This window comes from Phycisphaerales bacterium, assembly GCA_016699835.1.
Taxonomy (GTDB): Bacteria; Planctomycetota; Phycisphaerae; order Phycisphaerales; family UBA1924.
Genome location: CP064987.1, coordinates 195536 through 210874, shown reverse-complemented (window position 1 = coordinate 210874; position 15339 = coordinate 195536). Strand labels below are relative to the sequence as shown.

Below are 15339 nucleotides of genomic sequence, written 5' to 3'. Positions count from 1 at the left end.
TCAGTTCCTGTGTTCGTTACACGCGGTGAGGGGTCAGGTGTCCGTTGCTGGCGGCGGTGTGGCGGATGGCGCCGATCGAGGCCATGGTGTGCAAACCCGGCGTGGCCTCGATGATCCTTGGTAAGGCGTTGACGGCGATGGCGCACGTGGCGGTGTCGCCGTGTACGCCGCCGGGGATGGAGACCTCGAGGCGCGGTTCGGCGTCGATGGTGACTCGATCGACGGGATCGTGCAGGCCGATAGCGGCCTGGAACTCGAGGTGGACGACGCACTGGTCGTCGTGATAGCCGCGGGCGGTCTGGCGCACGCCGGAGACGCGGCCTTTGGCGATCGGACCGAGGGCGCTGGGGAGTTCGCGATCGGCGTGGACGGGGGCGATGTCCTCTTCCCAGCGTTCGATGGGGAGGCCGACGAAGTGGGCGATGAAGTGGAGCGACTCTCCGAGGCCGACGTGGCGGAGCGAACCCTCTCGGATGCGAGCGGCGAAGGCGTCATCGTCGAGGCCGGCGCCGATCTTCTGCTGGAAGGGGATGCGCCGCGTGGAGGCGTCCTGGAGTCGTTGGACGGTGACGCGCCGGAGTCCTTTGCAGACGCCGCTCAGGACGACGGGGAGCGTGTCCATGAGGAAGCCGGGGTTGACACCCGTGCCGAGGAGGCGCCCGCCGTGGCGTTTGGCGAGGTCGTCGAGTTCCTCGGCGAGGGCGACGTGGCGGAGCCAGGGATAGAGGAGTTCCTCGCAGGTGCTGACGACGGCCTTGCCGTGCTCGAGGAGCGTGCGGAAGGTGTCGGCGCATTTGGCGAGATCGGAACTGGTCGCGACGATCGCGGCGTCGACAGCGGCCCAATCGTGGAGGTCGTCGAGCGAGGCGACGACAGTGAGGCGCGGGTCGGCGTTGGGAACGATGGAGGCGACGCTCTTGCCGACGAGCGTGGGATCACGATCGACGACGCCGACGGCGTGCCCGACGCCGCGCTCGATCGCCTCGGCGAGAATTCGTCTTCCGAGTGGCCCCAGACCGACCTGCACAAATCGCATCATTGTGGGCGAGTGTAGCCGCGGCGTCGTGCGGTTCGCGCTCCGATCGCGTAGGGTCAGCAACCCAGTCCGAAGCGTGCGAGGAAGTAGAGGAGGTCGTCGATGGTGACGCCGCCGTCGCGGTGCCCGGTGTTGGTCCCGTCGTCGACATCGGAGTTCGGGCTTCCGTTCTGGAAGGCCTGGATGTAGTAGATGAGGTCGTCGATGGTGACAGCCTGGTCGCGGACGCCGGTGCCTGAGCCGTTGTCGACGTCGGCGGCGCAGCCCGTGGTGGAGCCGACGCCGAGAGTGATGGCGGCACTGTCGGCCTGGCCGCATTGGTTGGCGACGACGACGTCGTAGGTGCCGGCGAACTGGTCTGAATACGAGAGGATGGTGAGCGTGGGGGAGCCTGTGCCGAGGAGGTTGGGGCCGTCGACGAGGAATGTTCCGTCGCGACGCCACTGGAAGGCGACCTGGGCGGAGGTTGTGACCTCGACGTTCAGTGTGACGGGCTGGCCGACGAGGGCCTCAACGGGCTGGGGCTGCCTGGAGATGGACGGGGCAAAGACGGAAGTCTGCTCCCAGGTGTCCTGCAACTGGCCATAGTCCTGGAGGTAGCCGGCGAAGAGGACGATGCGCTGGCGCAGGGTGTCGAAGGCGGCGGGCGAGGCCTGTCGCGCGACGCCGATGATCTGGGAGACGAGGACCCACTGCGATCCGGTCCATTCCCAGATGTCCTCGCCTTCGCCGACTCGGGTGCGTCCGCCGAGGAGGACGACGCGGTTGACCTTGGTGCTGAAGACCATGGAGTGGTGGACGCGAGGAGCGGGTCCGCTAACGGGGATGAGGGACCATTGGGTCCCGTTCCACTCCCAGGTGTCGCCGAGGTATCCACCGTTGCGGTCGGGGCGTCCGACGCCGCCGAAGAGCACGGTGCGGCTTCGGATGGGATCGAAGGCCATGGTGTGGCCGTAGCGATATGAAGGGCCGGACTGGGTGACTCGGGTCCAGGTGGAGCCGTTGTACTCCCAGGTGTCCTGGTCGCGAGCGCTCCCCGCACTGACGCCGCCGAAGAGGACGACGCGTCCACGCTGCGCGTCATAAGCCATGGCGTGGAGATAGCGGGCGGGCGGTGCCGTGGGTGGAGAGACTTGGGTCCAGATCCGACCGTCCCACTCCCAGGTTTCGCCGAGGAGGGTGAGTGAGCCGTTGGTGGCGAATCGCGCGCCTCCAAAGAGAACGACGCGATTTCGATTCGCGTCGAAGACCATGGAAGAGCCAAAGCGTGGGGAGGGACCCGAGGTGGCGGCGAGATTCCAGGAGTCGCCATTCCAGACCCAGGTGTCGCCCAGCAGTTCGGCGTTGAGACCCATTGCCCTGGTGTGTCCACCGAAGATGACGGAGCGCTGGCGGAGCGGGTCAAAGGCAATCGCGTGTTCGGTGCGTGAGGTTGGGCCGCCAACAGCGCGGAGGGACCACTCCGTGCAGTCCTGAGCGAGCGTGGTTCGCGGGGCGAGCGAGAGGATGATGCCGCAGAGTGCGAGGACAGCCGTGTACTTCAATTTCACATCTCTCCGAGGGAGGGAGAGTCCGCTATGGCGCGTGGCTCCGCCATGCCGCCATAAGCCGACCCGGGAGCCTGTGTCCGCTTCGTGCGGCGTTTGGCTCCGCAGTGCTGACTGCGTCAACGAGTGTGTCGTCGGGCAGTCTTTGCGCGGTGATGGGCTTCCGCCCGCCGCGTGTCCAACACCAAACCTCCGAGGTTTGGCGACCGGGGTGTTGCCCCCGATCCACGAGTTCTCGGAATCTATTGGGAGGAGAGGCGGGCGTCAATGGGAATTTTCGGACTATACCCAGTAAAAACTCTTGGGAACGAGAAGGGTAAATACCCTAATCGACACCGATTGTCGGTAATGTTCTATCTTTGATTGGTTGCGAGCAAGGCTGCTCCCCCGGCAGCATGATAGTCGTCATGACCGAGTTGGAGGGTCCAGTTTGGGCGGGCAAGGGAAGTCAGGTGCTGGGCGACATGGTTGTGGATGTTGGGCAATGCGGCTTGAAGTCGGATGCCCAGGCCGCCCAGAAGGCGGATGTGGTTGGGGCGGTAGAGGGCGTGGGCGATGCGAAGGGCACGTGCAAGAGCGGCGATTTCTTGGGAGTGCGGGGTGAAAACCTGCGGAGCGAGGTCGGGAGTGCAGGTGTGGCGGGTGCAGATTGCGTGGAGGCCGATGTATGCCTCGAGGCCGCCCTGGCCTCCATCGGGTGCAATGGGGGCGTTCACACCGAGGGAGACATCCCATTGGCCTATGTGGCCGGCGGAGGTGCCGGTGACGTGGAGGGGAACGCCGTCGTCGAGGACGCAGGCACCGACTCCTGTGCCGAGGGAGACGCCCAAGACCCGGCCGGTGAGGGATTCGAGTGTGGCGATGTGGTGCGTGGCGGCGTGGGCGTCGGTGGTGATTACGGGCGGTCGTGTGGCGGTGAGGCGCGCGCGGGCAAGGAGATCGTCGAGGCGTAGGCCGACGAGTGCGGGGATGTTGGCGCTGGCGGTGATCACGCGCGCGTGGGGGTCAAAGACGCCGGGAAGGCAGAGGCCGATGGAGTCGTGGGAGGTTCCGAGAACTGCGGCGACGTTGGCGATGGCGTCGATGAGTTGTTCGAGGGTCGGTTTCGTGTAGATCGGACTCTGGGCGACGCGGGCGAAGGTAGCGTCGCGAATGAGGGCGGCCTTGACGCTGCTGCCGCCGATGTCGAGGCCGAGGGTTGTGGTTGGCATGGTGGATTGGGAGGGTGGGAGGTGTTCGGGTTACAGAGAGGTTACGGCGTTGAGGCGGTGGTGTGCGTCTAGTCCCTTGTGCGATGCTGTCAGCATGGTGGCGATGCACTGGCGAGCGGTGGAGGGGACGCCCGGTCGAAGGCACGAATGGAGGTCTGGGTATGAAGTACGGAACGAGTTGGACGATGCGGGCGTTGGGCGGGCTTGTTGTAGCAGCGTCGATGGGCGTGTTTGGTTCGTCGAGCATGGCGCAGGTGTCGTCGGTCTCGGTTGATTCGCGTGTGGTGATCGTGCCCCAGGTACGGATGACGCCGCGTCGCGTGCCGACGGCGTATGTGGAGAACGTGGGGCTGGAGATCTCGATCAAGGACCAGGTCTCGACGACGGTGATGGAGATGTCGGTCAGGAATCCTTCGGGGGCAGCGCAGGAGGCGCAGTTTCTGATTCCGGTAGCGGATGGCGTGGCGGTGCGGTCGCTGCAGTATGACGGCGTGGGTCCTGAGCCGACGGCGAAGGTGCTGCCCCGCGACGAGGCGCGGCGGATCTACGCGTCGATCGTGAACTCGATGCGTGATCCAGCGCTGGTGGAGTTTGTGGGGTACAACCTGATCCAGACGAGCGCGTTTCCGATTCCCGCGGGCGGCGTGCAGAAGGTGACGCTGACGTTGGAGTCGATGCTGCCCGCGGATGGGGAGCGTGTGGACTATTTCCTGCCCCGCAGCGAATCGGCGGGGCTCGGCTCGACGCGGTGGGAGGTTCGAGCGACGATCGAGGACGCTCGCGGGATCGCGACGGTCTACTCGCCTTCGCACTCGATCACGACGACGCGCGAGGGGGCGAACAAGGTGATCGTGCGTGCGGCCGAGAGCGTCGAGGCGGGCGGGGCCCGCGGCTCGGTGCGGTTGTCGTATGTGCGGAATCCGTCAATGCACAATGGGTTTGCGTCCACGCTGATCGCGTATCCGGACCCGACGATGAGCGAGATCGGCGGCGGGTACTTCATGCTGGTCGGGTCGCTTCCGAGCGGTATGAGCGAGGACCGCGAGCCTCTGAAGCGCGAGGTCGTGCTGGTGCTGGATCGGTCGGGGTCGATGCGTGGCGAAAAGATCGAGCAGGCGAAGAGCGCGGCGATCCAGGTGGTGGAGGGGCTTGAGGACGGCGAGACGTTCAACATCATCGATTACTCGGACTCGATCGCGTCGTTTGCCGCGGCTCCGGTGGTGAAGGACAAGGAATCGGCGAAGAAGGCTCGCGAGTACATCGCCGGGCTGAAGGCGGGTGGCGGGACGAACATCCTCGATGCGCTCCTGGAGGCGACGAGGTCGACGCCCGCGGAGCACTTTGTGCCGATCGTGCTCTTCCTGACGGATGGCTTGCCGACGATCGGGGAGCGGAGCGAGATCAAGATCCGCGAGAAGGTGGAAGCGTCGAACACGTCGAAGCGTCGGATCTTCACGTTTGGAGTGGGGAGCGACGTGAACTCGCCGCTCTTGAACGCGATCGCGACGAAATCGCGGGCGGCGAGCACGTTTGTGCTCTCGAACGAGGACGTGGAGGCGAAGGTGTCGCAGGTCTTCAAGCGTCTCGCGGGGCCTCTGCTCGCGGAGCCGAGACTGACGGCGTTGGGAGCGGATGGTTCGCCGGTGACGACGCGATTGCGTGAGGTGATGCCGACGAATCTGCCCGACGTGTTTGATGGCGATCAGGTGATCGTGCTGGGGCAGTTCATGGGTGGTCAGGAGCCCGTGCGATTCCGGCTTGAGGGGAAGGCCGGGAGTCGGGTCGTGTCGTACGACTTCAAAGGCGAGGTCACATCGGCGTCGGCGCGGAATGGCTATGTGCCCCGATTGTGGGCGAGCAGCAAGATCGGGATGCTGCTCGATGAGATCCGCCAGGCCGGAGCGGGCGAGGTGGACCAGGGGCGGATGAAGGAGATCGTGGACGAGGTGGTGGCGCTCTCGACGAAGTTCGGGATCCTGACGGAGTACACGGCGTTCCTGGCGACGGAGCCGAACAGCGTCGCGTTTGATCAGGTCGGTCTTCGTGCGAACATCGATCAGGCCTATCGGCGACTCGAGACGCGGAACGCCGAGCGGTCCGGGAGTGCGGGGATCAATCAGGAAGAGAATCTCAAGAAACTCGGGCAGACTCGTGCGGCTGGGGCCACGGCAACCCCTGCGGCCCAAGAGGTGGCCGGGAAGCAGTGGTATTACGACAAGGACATGAACGTCCGGCAGGTCAATTCGGTGCAGAACGTTTCCGATTACACTCTGTTCTGCCGGAACAACGTGTGGGTGGACTCTCGTATTCTGGATAAGGAAGCGGAGAAGCCCGACGAGATTGTGGAGTTTGGAACGGAGGCGTACATGACGCTGGCGATGGAACTCTCGATGCAGAACCGGCAGGCGGTGCTTGCGCAGGATGGCGATGTGCTGCTCCTGTGGAACAGCAAGCGCGTGCTGGTTCGCGGGCCTCAGGCCGAGGCTCCAGCGGGCGGGAAGTGATCGAAGACTCGGTATCGTCTCGGCGGGCCTGATCGCCAGCCGAGGCTATTGATTCGCTCGCGGGGTAGGGCGGCGGGGTGGGGGGGGGTGGATGAGGGAGGGGCGGTCTCTTGAACAAGGGGCCGTGGTCAACGTGAAGCGGGGTGCCACATGCCGCTGGGACGAGTGCTTGTTGTTGAGGATGACGCGGCGATCCGTCGCGGGGTTGTCGATGCGCTGAAGTTCGCGGGGTACGCGACGATGGAGGCGGGCGACGGCGCGGCCGGATTGGACGCGGCGACGGGGGCCGAGATCGACCTGATGCTGCTGGACATCCTCATGCCGAAGATGAACGGGTTTGAGGTGCTGGCGGAGGTCCGGCGGGCGAAGTCGACCCTGCCTGTGATCATCCTGACGGCGAAGGGTGAGGAGCAGGATCGGGTGCGAGGGCTGCGCGAGGGGGCGGACGATTATGTCGTGAAGCCGTTCAGCGCGAACGAGTTGTTGGCGCGGGTGGAGGCGGTGCTGCGTCGCTCGGCGGAGAGACCGAAACTCATGCGACGCTGCGAGATCGCGGGACGGACGATCGACCTGGAGCGGCGGGAGGTCGTGGTCGATGGTGTGAAGTCGTCGCTCACGGAGCGCGAGGCGGACCTCCTGGCGTTTCTGATTGCGAACCCGGGTCGGGCGATCTCGCGCGAGGAGTTGCTGCTGCGGGTGTGGGGGCTGGACCCGCGCGGGATGCACACGCGGACGGTGGACATGGCGGTGGCGCGCGTGCGCGAGGCGTTAGGGGACAGCGCGGGGACGCCGAGCGTGATCCAGACGGTGCGGGCGAAGGGATACATGCTGGTGAGCGAGGCGCAGGAGATCGGTCGATGATCCGGCGGCACGGCGTGTTGCTTGCTTTCGTGGTGTGCACGCTTGCCGTGGTCGGGGCGATGGCGTGGCTGACGTGGCACGCGCTGCGGATGGAGCGGAATGAGGCGCGGGCACGCGACGCGGCGCTCTATCAGGACACGCTGCGGGTGGCGCTGTGGCGGATGGACTCGGTGGTGTCGGCGATCCTGGCGCGGGAGGTGGCGAGGCCATACTTCGAGTATCAGGCGTTTTACCCGGCGGATCGGGCGTACACGCGGATGTGGGAGGAGGTCCGTCCCGGGGACGTGCTGGTGCCGTCGTCGCTCTTGCGGCAGCACGCGTCGTTTGTGCGGCTTCATTTCCAGTGGTCGATGCGAGATGGGTGGACCTCGCCCCAGGCGCCGAGCGGGAACATGCGTGATATGGCGGAATCGACGTATTGCTCGTCGAACGAGGTGGTTCGGGCGCAGGAGGATCTGGAACGCTTGCGGACGTGCTTTGTATCGAGCGGGGCGTCGTTCCGGGTGTCAGAGTTGTCGCTGAGCGATGATGTGTCGGACCGAGGGCCATGGATCGGCGGGTTGATGACGACGCTGGCGGCGGATGCGAGGTTGGATTCGCAGGTCGATACGCCGAGTGCCGAGAAGTCGTTCGGGTATGGTGAGCCGACGACGTACGCGAAAGAGGACTTTGCCCGGCGGAGCGCGGCGGCGATGATCATCAACGAGCGGCAACAGGCGTATTCGCCCTCGGCGGCGCGGGTGGAGAGTTCGAGAGCGGTCGCGGGCACAAAGGTGTCTGCGAGCGTGCCGGTTTCGGATCAGATTGGGGTGTTGACGAAGGCGGAGCATGCGCGTCTCGCCGCGGTGATGGAGAACGCCCCGGATGATGTGGCGGGCCTGGCGCTCAAGCAAGTTGAGGCGAAGGACGTGCTCGGGAACGGGAGCGAGGCACTCGAGGACTCGGCGTCGGTAGCCGTTGGGATGTTCCGTCCGGCGTGGTTGAGCGGTGGTGGGGGCGAGGCGGGCGAACTGGTCTTCACTCGGGACGTTCGCAAGCAAGACGCGTATGTGGCCCAGGGGTTCTGGATCGATTGGCCCACGCTGCGCGCAGAACTGGTATCACGGGTCGATGACTTGTTCTCGGAGGTCGATCTGGTTCCGGATCCTCGTCGGTCGGCGGACCTGGCGCATCGGATGGCGACGATCGACGCGGCGCTGGTGGCGACGCCTCGGAAGCGGTTGATGCCCGTCTCGGCGTCGTGGACGCCACTGGAGACCGGGCTGGTGCTGGCGTGGATCGCGGTCGTGGGGGCGGTGGTGGCGATCGCGGTGGTGCTGCGGACCTCGACGGAACTGGCGGAGCGTCGCGGACGGTTTGTGTCAGCGGTGACGCACGAGCTTCGGACGCCGTTGACGACGTTCTGCATGTACTCGCAAATGCTGGCAGACGGGATGGTGCCCGAGGGGGAGCAGACGCGGGAGTATGTGCGAACGCTCAAGGGCGAATCCAAGCGATTGGCGGACATCGTCGAGAGCGTGCTGGAATATGCGCGGCTCGGGCGCCGGCGTGCGTCGGGGGCGACGAACCACGAGTCGATCACGGTCGATGAACTCATGGAACGGTTGGAAGAGCCGCTGCGTCGGCGGGCGGAGCAGTGCTCGATGGAGTTGGTGGTGGAACGATCCGGTCCGGGCACGGCGAGCGTGCGGGCCGAGCCTGGGACGATCGAACGGATTGTCGCGAATCTTTTGGACAACTCGTGCAAGTATGCGAAGGACGCGACGGATCGACGGGTGCACCTGCGCGTGCTGGTGGGAGGTAACGACCTGAAGATGATCGTTTCGGACCACGGGCCGGGGATCGAGTCGGGCGAGCGGACGAAGATCTTTCGAGCGTTTGTGCGAGGTGAGGCGCAGTCGAACGGTACGGTGTCGGGGCTCGGGCTTGGGTTGTCGCTCTCGCGCGGGCTGGCGGCGGATCTCGGCGGGTCGCTTCGCCTGACGGAGCCCTCGCGGGCGGAGTTCACACTGACGGTGCCGCTGGCGTCGAAGTGAGTGCGTGTTCAGAACTCGGCGGGGAGGCCGCTGGTTCGCAGGAGCGTGCGGAAGGCGTCGCTGAAGACGAAGTTGTGCTCCGGGAACTGGGCGCCAGCGAGGTTCTGGTCAACGTGGCTGAACATGAGGTCGATAGTGCCGATTTTTTCGAACGTGGGTGAGTGTGCGGCGTGGTCGAGGAGTTCGACGGTGCCCTTTGTGGAGGCGCCGATGTGGTCCATGCGTTCGATTGCAGCGGTGTAGCGGAGGGTCGTTCCCGGGGTCGCGTCGCGGGAGAGTTCGACGCCGCTGACTTTGGCGAGGACGACCTTCTCTTTGAAACTTCCGGCGTGTCCGACGAGGATGCCGGCGGTCTGGGCCATGCCCTCGATGATGAGGGAGGCGGGCATGATGGGGAGCGCGGGTCGATCTCCCGAGGCCTGGAAGTGGTCGTGGAGGTGCTCCTCGGCGAAAGAGACGTTCTTGATCGCGACGAGACGCGCTCTTGGGACGAGTTCCACGATGCGATCGATCCACATCCAGCGCATCGGGAGATTCCTGGGGCGTCGTTCCGCGATCAGGCGAGTTTCTTCTCGACGAAGCGGACAAGGGCGTCCACGGTGAACATCCGCCCGACCTTGGTCAGTTGCGGGTCCTTCTCGAACTCGGTGAAACTGAGGTGGGGGAGTTTGGCCTTGAGTTCGGCGATGCCGTGGGGCGTGACCTTGCCGTCTTTGACGTACTCGGGATTCTGGGCGACGTTGTCGGGGAAGAGTTCGCCCTGGGCGATCTTGAAGCCGAAGGCCTGCTCGAGTTTGAAGCCGATGTCGAGGAAGTCGATGGACTCGGCCCCGAGGTCGGCGGTCAAGGAGGCCTGGGGCGTGACGTCCTCTTCATCGGCGGCGAGGGCGTCCACGATCACGTCACGAACCTTGGCGAAGATCTCGTCGTTGGACATCGAAGGCATGGGATTCCTCAAAGAGACGGCGAAGGGGAACACAATCGGGCAAGTCTATGGTCGCGGTTGCGGCGTGACGAGTGGGCGACACGCTTCCGCGTGGTCATCCCACGTGGATCGGAACCGTCGTGGGGCGGAGGGAGAATCGGCCCGAGGCGGCGGCGGTGTCGTCTCCGCCGGCGATCGTGATCGTGCCCTTGAACTCGATGGGGTCGTGGGATTCGGTTGAGGGCGTGCCGAGGCGTGTGACCTCGATCCGCATGGTGTAGCCGGGGCGGATGAATCGGCCGTACTTGAGCGCGCGGACGCGGCCCAGAACCCAGGGCTTGGGTGATATGGAATCGCGTTCGATGTGGCGCCGGGCGGCCTGGACCATCGCCTCGAGCATGAGGACGCCGGGGAGGACGGGGAAGGTGGGGAAGTGGTCGGCGAGGTATTCCTCGCCGGCGGTGACGGCGCGGACCGCGACGAGGCGCGTGGCGTCGGCTACCAAAACCTGATCGACGAGTTCGAATCGCATCGGACGAAGCGTAGTTCGGCGTGTGCCCGTACGCTGTTGTTGTGGCAGCGATCGTGGACCATGCCGTGTGCCTTCGTCAGTGGGACTGGTCGGAAACCAGCCAGACAGTCTCGCTGCTCACACGTGAGCACGGCGTGGTGCGCGGGCTGGCGAAAGGGTCGCGGCGGCAGCCCGGGCGGTTCGGCGGGGGGATCGAGTCGGCGACGCGGGGGGAGGTGGTCTTCCACCCCAAGCCGGCGCACACGCTGGCGACGATCGCGGGATGGGACGTGCTCGAGACGTTTCCGGCGGCGCGGTCGAGCGTGGTCGGGTTTGCGGGTGCGACGCTGATGATCGAGGCGACGCAGCGAGGGATCAGCGAGTCGGACCCACACCCGGCGGTCTATGACGCGCTCGTCGAGGCGATGCGGACAGCGGATCGCGGGTCGGCGTCCGTGGCGGAGTATCTGTGGCGATTGCTCGTGGACACGGGGCACAAGCCCGAACTCGACCGTGACGTGGCCACCGGGGATTCGGCGCCCCGGGGACGAACGATCGGGTTCGATCCGAGTTTGGGCGGGGTGACCACGGATCCGGGGGCCGGAGTCTCTTCGGGCGTGTGGCGTGTTCGAGGGGAGACTCTGGAGTATCTGCGCGGTCTTGAACGTGCCGGCCCCTTAAAGTCGCCGATGGGGCGTGGTGACGAGGTCTCAGACCGTGCGGCGCGGCTTCTGGCTCGATACGTCGAAACACAGTGGGGGGTTGGGCTTGTGAGTCTGCCCGCGTTTTGGAGCACGTCCGAGAAGGCGGCTGAAGTCGCGGACGGTCCGGACCGATGAACCGGAGCGGTATGTGAGTTTTTACGATCTCGCGAGGCCAACGGATGGCCGTGTCGAGGAAGGCCCAGTTGCATGGATAGCACCCTGCTGGAAAAGGTTTTGTCGTGCAACACGCTGCCCTCTCTTCCGGCTGTGGCGGTGCGTGTGATCGAGTTGACGTCGGACCTGAACGTCTCACTCGATGAACTCGCCAAGTGCATCCAGAACGACCAGGGGCTTGCGGCGAAGATCCTGCGGACGGTGAACTCGAGTTTTTACGCGTTGCGTCAGCCGTGCGGCTCGGTGCAGAAGGCGCTGGTGATGCTCGGGTTGTCGCCGGTGAAGACGCTGGCGCTGGGGTTCTCGTTGATCTCGTCGGTGGAGGCGACCCGGACGAACGGGTTCGACTATGTGTCGTACTGGCGTCGCGGGTTGTACACGGCGGTGGGCGCGAAGTGCTTTGCCGAGAGCACGCGTCGCCCCTTCGCGGACGAGGCGTTCCTCGTAGGGTTGCTGCAAGACATCGGGCAGATGGCGATGTACATGGCGCTGCGAGATCGATACCTGCAGGCGATCGCACCCGCGAAGCGGGACCACTCGAAGGTCGCGGGGCTTGAGGCGACGGCGTTCGAACTGGGGCATGCCGAGGTCGGCGCCATGCTGGCCGAGCGGTGGAAACTCCCCACGGATCTGGTCGCGGCGGTGCGTTTCCACGAACGTCCGACGGCGGCACCGCAGCGGATCGCGGATCTGGCGCGGACGGTGGCGCTGGGATCGAGTTTCCATGATTCGATGTCGGACTCGGATCCGAGCGGCGCGCTCGCGAGGCTCTATCAGCGGGCCGAGCAGTGGTTCGGGCTGGACGTGGGCGCGGCGCGATCGGCGGTGCGCCGGGCGAACGACGGCGTGCGAGAGTTGTCGTCGCTCTTCAGCCTGGACACGGGATCCTTCGTGGACGCGGACCAGGTGATGGAGCGTGCCGAGCGCGAGCGTGTCGAGTTGGAGGTCGTGCCCGGGGAGCCCGGGCCCGAGGTGCTGAATCTGCTGACCAACGAGCCCGAGTTGGATCCGCTGACCGGGCTGCTCGCACGGAGCGCGTTCGATGGCGCATTGCGTCAGGCGATGAAGGACGGTCGTGCGGCGGGGCTGCCGGTCTCGCTGCTGCAGATCGGCGTCGGTTCGCGGGGGACACGGCTACAGACGGACATGCTCGAGCCGCGGGACGAGGCTGTGATCGAGTTGTCGCTGGTGCTGACCAAGTACTTCCAGTCGCGCGGGATGGTCTGCCGGCTGAGCGAGGACATCTTCGCGGTGATCCTGATGGGGACGGCGCGAACGCAGACGTTGTTCGAGGCCGAGCGCTGCCTTGCGGAACTGCGGGGCGGGACGTTCGGGAAGCGTGGCGCGTGGGCGGCGATCGGTGTGGCGTTCGGGGCGACGGAGACGGAGCCCGGGCCGACGAGCGCGCGCGAGTTGGTCATTGCCGCGACGAAGTCTCTGGGCGAGGCGTCGCGCCTGAAGGGCGAGCGCGTGGTCGAGCACACGGTGGCGAAGGCGGCGTGAATCAGGAAATCAGGCCGGGAGGAGGCGCCCGACGGTTGTGGGCGTCAAGGGGAAATCGCGCGCGGTCTGACGGATGCTGTCGAGGGTGACGCGGGCGATGCGGGCGAGTTCGTCCTCGATGGGGATGTAGTCATTGAGGTAGAGCCAGTTGGCGCCGAGGCGGTGCATGCGGTCGCCCGGGCGTTCGGCGCCGATGGTGGCGCTGGTGGCGAGTTTGTTGCGGAGGCGTTCGAGGTCTCGCGTTGTGGCGGTCTGGGCGACGCGGTCGAGTTGTACCTTGGCCTTTTCCCAGACGGTATCGAGGCGTTCGGGGTCGGCGGTGGCGAAGAGGACGTAATCGCCGTGCCCATCGTGGGCGGAGAATGAGGCCTGGGCTTCGTCGGCGAGGCCCGGCTCGATGAGGGCCCAGTGGAGGAGGCTGTTGTCGGGGGCGCCCAGGAGCATGGCGAGGAGAGCGGCGTCGTAGCGGCGCTCGTCGGTGAAGGCGGGGGCGTCGGCGATGGTGAGGATGTAGCCGCGGGTGATCTTCTCGTCGTGGAGGGTGAGTTCGCCGGGCGTGGTTCTCGCGTGGGTGGCGTCGCGGCGGGCGCCGGTGCGCTTCCAAGAGCCACAGAGATTTGTGACTTGTTCGACGATGCGTGAGAAGTCGAGTTTGCCGGCGAGGGCGAGGACGGTGTTGTCGGCGGAGTAACGGTCTTCGAAGTAGGTCCGCATCTGGGAGGCGGTGAGATCGGTGATGGTCTCGTTGGTGCCCAGGACGCGGTGGGCGAGGGGAGTGCCGGCGAAGTGGCTCTCGATGCAGGCCTCGTACAAGACCCAGAAGGGGTTGTCCTTGTACATCGCGATCTCTTCGAGGATGACGCCCTTCTCGGTGTCGAAGTCGGTGGTGCGGAGGGCGGGGCGGAGCATGCGGGCGAGGAGATCGACGGACTCCGAGAGATGCTCGGGGATGACGTGGGCGTAGAAGCAGGTCATCTCGGTGCTGGTGAAGGCGTTGCTGCGCGCGCCGAGGCGGTCGAATCGGCGATTGAGTTCCTCGGCGTTGATGTCCTCGGTGCCCTTGAACATCATGTGCTCGAGGTAGTGGCTGACGCCCATGACGGCGGAGGCCTCGTCGCGGGCGCCGGTCTTGACGAAGAACCCGGCGGCGGCGCTGTGGGCGGAGGGATCGACCTCGGCGATGATGGTCAGGCCGTTGGGGAGGACTGCTTTCTGGAAGTTCATCGGGCGAGTGTAGAGCGGGTGGGTTCGAGGGCGTGTCGGAGCGCGCGCACGACGGCGGCGGGATCCGGCGACGAGCAGACGCAGGCGGAGACGGCGACACCTTTGCAACCGACGGCGGCGAGTTGGGCGACGTTGCCCGGGGTGATGCCACCGATGGCGCGGTGGGAGACGTTGGCGAGGAGCGGGTCGGCGAGGATTGTGGCGAGGTAGGCTGGGCCGGCGACGGGTTTGTCGGGGCGGGTGGTGCTGTGGAACATGGGGCCGAGGCCGAGGACGCGGGCGCCGGACTGGATGGCGGCTCGGGCGAGTTCGAGGGTGGGGGTGGTGGCGCCGATTTCGAGTTGGCTCCCGGCGAGGGCGCGGGCGGCACGGATAGGGAGGTCGTCCTGGCCAAGGTGGACGCCGTCGGCCTGGGCAGCGAGAGCGAGGTCGACGCGATCGTTGATGACGAGTCGGGCGGCGTGCTCGCGCGTGATGGCTCGGGCACGCTGGGCGAGGGTGAGGAGATCGGCGTCGGAGAGCGACTTCTCCCGGATCTGGATCTCTTCGGCGCCGGCTTCGAGGGCGGCACGGAGGACGTGCTCCCAGGGGTGGATGGTGCAGAGGGATTGGGTGAGGAGGAGTGTGACGCGGGGTTGGATGACGGCAGTGGCGGCGTGGAGGCTGAGCGAGAGGCGGCGGTGGAGTTCGTAGGCGTCGTAGCGGGCGTGCTCGATCTGGCGGGCGGTGTCGGGAGCGGCGAGTGCTTTGGAGGTCTCTTCGAGGGTGCGTAGGGCCTCGGTTACTCGGCTGGCGTTGGCGTCGGCGAGGGCGGCGAGGTCGGGGCGGTCGTACTCGCATATGGATTGCACGGCAGTGCCGATGTCGTTGGGCGTGTCACGGGAGGCGAGGAGGTCAGCGTGGTCGAGCGGGAGGGCGTTGAGCGCGGTGGTCAGGGCGTGGCGAAGGTGTTTGGCGGACTCGGCGAGGGCGCGGTCGTCCATCCCGAATCGGGCGAGGTCTTCGAGGACGCGGAGTCCCTCTTTGGCGCGGTTGGCGCTCGAGTCGATCATGCGGGCGATGGCGTCGTGACGCATGGAAAAAGCGTACGGCGTTGGCGTGGC

The 15339-nt window shown here is 66.1% G+C and carries 13 protein-coding genes; 5 read left to right on the top strand and 8 right to left on the bottom strand.

All coding sequences use genetic code 11. The annotated features are described in order from the left end of the window. Positions 1–16: 16 nt before the first annotated feature. The 3 genes from IPK69_00925 to IPK69_00915 all read right to left on the bottom strand — a co-directional run bounded on the left by IPK69_00925 (position 17) and on the right by IPK69_00915 (position 3794). Entirely contained in the window at positions 17–1039 is a 1023-nt protein-coding gene (locus IPK69_00925) for a dihydrodipicolinate reductase (GenBank protein QQS09226.1), read from the bottom strand. Between the two features lie 53 nt (positions 1040–1092). Further along, complete coding sequence (locus IPK69_00920; protein ID QQS09225.1) at positions 1093–2580, bottom strand: immunoglobulin domain-containing protein; 1488 nt, start codon at positions 2578–2580, stop codon at positions 1093–1095. A 356-nt stretch (positions 2581–2936) separates the two neighbouring features. Beyond that, entirely contained in the window at positions 2937–3794 is an 858-nt protein-coding gene (locus IPK69_00915; protein ID QQS09224.1) for an ROK family protein, read from the bottom strand. Positions 3795–3955: 161 nt separating this feature from the next. On the opposite strand from IPK69_00915, the gene IPK69_00910 reads away from it, so the two are divergent. The 3 genes from IPK69_00910 to IPK69_00900 all read left to right on the top strand — a co-directional run bounded on the left by IPK69_00910 (position 3956) and on the right by IPK69_00900 (position 9195). Continuing rightward, positions 3956–6298, top strand: a complete 2343-nt coding sequence (locus IPK69_00910; GenBank protein QQS09223.1) for a VWA domain-containing protein — start codon at positions 3956–3958, stop codon at positions 6296–6298. A gap of 150 nt (positions 6299–6448) precedes the next feature. After that, positions 6449–7159, top strand: coding sequence for a response regulator transcription factor (locus IPK69_00905; GenBank protein QQS09222.1), 711 nt, complete (start codon positions 6449–6451; stop codon positions 7157–7159). After that, on the top strand, positions 7156–9195 hold the full coding sequence (locus IPK69_00900; GenBank protein ID QQS09221.1) for a HAMP domain-containing histidine kinase: 2040 nt from the start codon (positions 7156–7158) through the stop codon (positions 9193–9195). Before IPK69_00905 ends, IPK69_00900 begins: the two co-directional genes overlap by 4 nt. A gap of 8 nt (positions 9196–9203) precedes the next feature. Here the strand turns inward: IPK69_00900 and IPK69_00895 are convergent, their stop codons facing one another. From IPK69_00895 to IPK69_00885, 3 genes are all read right to left on the bottom strand, one after another. Beyond that, positions 9204–9722 carry a beta-hydroxyacyl-ACP dehydratase gene (locus tag IPK69_00895; GenBank protein ID QQS09220.1) on the bottom strand — a complete coding sequence of 173 codons (519 nt, stop codon included), beginning with the start codon at positions 9720–9722 and terminating at the stop codon, positions 9204–9206. Positions 9723–9751: 29 nt separating this feature from the next. Then, on the bottom strand, positions 9752–10141 hold the full coding sequence (locus IPK69_00890) for an acyl carrier protein (GenBank protein QQS09219.1): 390 nt from the start codon (positions 10139–10141) through the stop codon (positions 9752–9754). A 94-nt stretch (positions 10142–10235) separates the two neighbouring features. Next, a complete protein-coding gene (locus IPK69_00885) occupies positions 10236–10652 on the bottom strand; it encodes a hydroxymyristoyl-ACP dehydratase (protein QQS09218.1) in 417 nt (138 codons plus the stop codon). A gap of 41 nt (positions 10653–10693) precedes the next feature. Between IPK69_00885 and recO the strand changes: the two genes are divergently transcribed. Beyond that, on the top strand, positions 10694–11470 hold the full coding sequence (recO, locus tag IPK69_00880; protein QQS09217.1) for a DNA repair protein RecO: 777 nt from the start codon (positions 10694–10696) through the stop codon (positions 11468–11470). Between the two features lie 72 nt (positions 11471–11542). Further along, the gene (locus IPK69_00875) at positions 11543–13012 is read left to right on the top strand and encodes an HDOD domain-containing protein (protein ID QQS09216.1); all 1470 of its coding nucleotides are present in this window, start codon (positions 11543–11545) and stop codon (positions 13010–13012) included. Between the two features lie 9 nt (positions 13013–13021). Here IPK69_00875 and IPK69_00870 read toward each other — a convergent pair whose 3' ends face one another. Together IPK69_00870 and thiE are read right to left on the bottom strand one after the other, a co-directional pair. Beyond that, positions 13022–14236 carry an insulinase family protein gene (locus IPK69_00870; GenBank protein QQS09215.1) on the bottom strand — a complete coding sequence of 405 codons (1215 nt, stop codon included), beginning with the start codon at positions 14234–14236 and terminating at the stop codon, positions 13022–13024. Then, positions 14233–15312 carry a thiamine phosphate synthase gene (gene thiE, locus IPK69_00865; GenBank protein ID QQS09214.1) on the bottom strand — a complete coding sequence of 360 codons (1080 nt, stop codon included), beginning with the start codon at positions 15310–15312 and terminating at the stop codon, positions 14233–14235. Before thiE ends, IPK69_00870 begins: the two co-directional genes overlap by 4 nt. Positions 15313–15339 lie beyond the last annotated feature (27 nt).

Excerpts from the sequence above, each read along its gene's own strand:
- IPK69_00925 (QQS09226.1), bottom strand. The coding sequence starts at position 1,039 with ATGATGCGATTTGTGCAGGTCGGTCTGGGGCCACTCGGAAGACGAATT.
- IPK69_00915 (QQS09224.1), bottom strand. The coding sequence starts at position 3,794 with ATGCCAACCACAACCCTCGGCCTCGACATCGGCGGCAGCAGCGTCAAG.
- IPK69_00910 (QQS09223.1), top strand. The coding sequence starts at position 3,956 with ATGAAGTACGGAACGAGTTGGACGATGCGGGCGTTGGGCGGGCTTGTT.
- IPK69_00905 (QQS09222.1), top strand. The coding sequence starts at position 6,449 with ATGCCGCTGGGACGAGTGCTTGTTGTTGAGGATGACGCGGCGATCCGT.
- IPK69_00900 (QQS09221.1), top strand. The coding sequence starts at position 7,156 with ATGATCCGGCGGCACGGCGTGTTGCTTGCTTTCGTGGTGTGCACGCTT.
- IPK69_00895 (QQS09220.1), bottom strand. The coding sequence starts at position 9,722 with ATGCGCTGGATGTGGATCGATCGCATCGTGGAACTCGTCCCAAGAGCG.
- IPK69_00890 (QQS09219.1), bottom strand. The coding sequence starts at position 10,141 with ATGCCTTCGATGTCCAACGACGAGATCTTCGCCAAGGTTCGTGACGTG.
- IPK69_00885 (QQS09218.1), bottom strand. The coding sequence starts at position 10,652 with ATGCGATTCGAACTCGTCGATCAGGTTTTGGTAGCCGACGCCACGCGC.
- IPK69_00875 (QQS09216.1), top strand. The coding sequence starts at position 11,543 with ATGGATAGCACCCTGCTGGAAAAGGTTTTGTCGTGCAACACGCTGCCC.
- IPK69_00870 (QQS09215.1), bottom strand. The coding sequence starts at position 14,236 with ATGAACTTCCAGAAAGCAGTCCTCCCCAACGGCCTGACCATCATCGCC.
- thiE (QQS09214.1), bottom strand. The coding sequence starts at position 15,312 with ATGCGTCACGACGCCATCGCCCGCATGATCGACTCGAGCGCCAACCGC.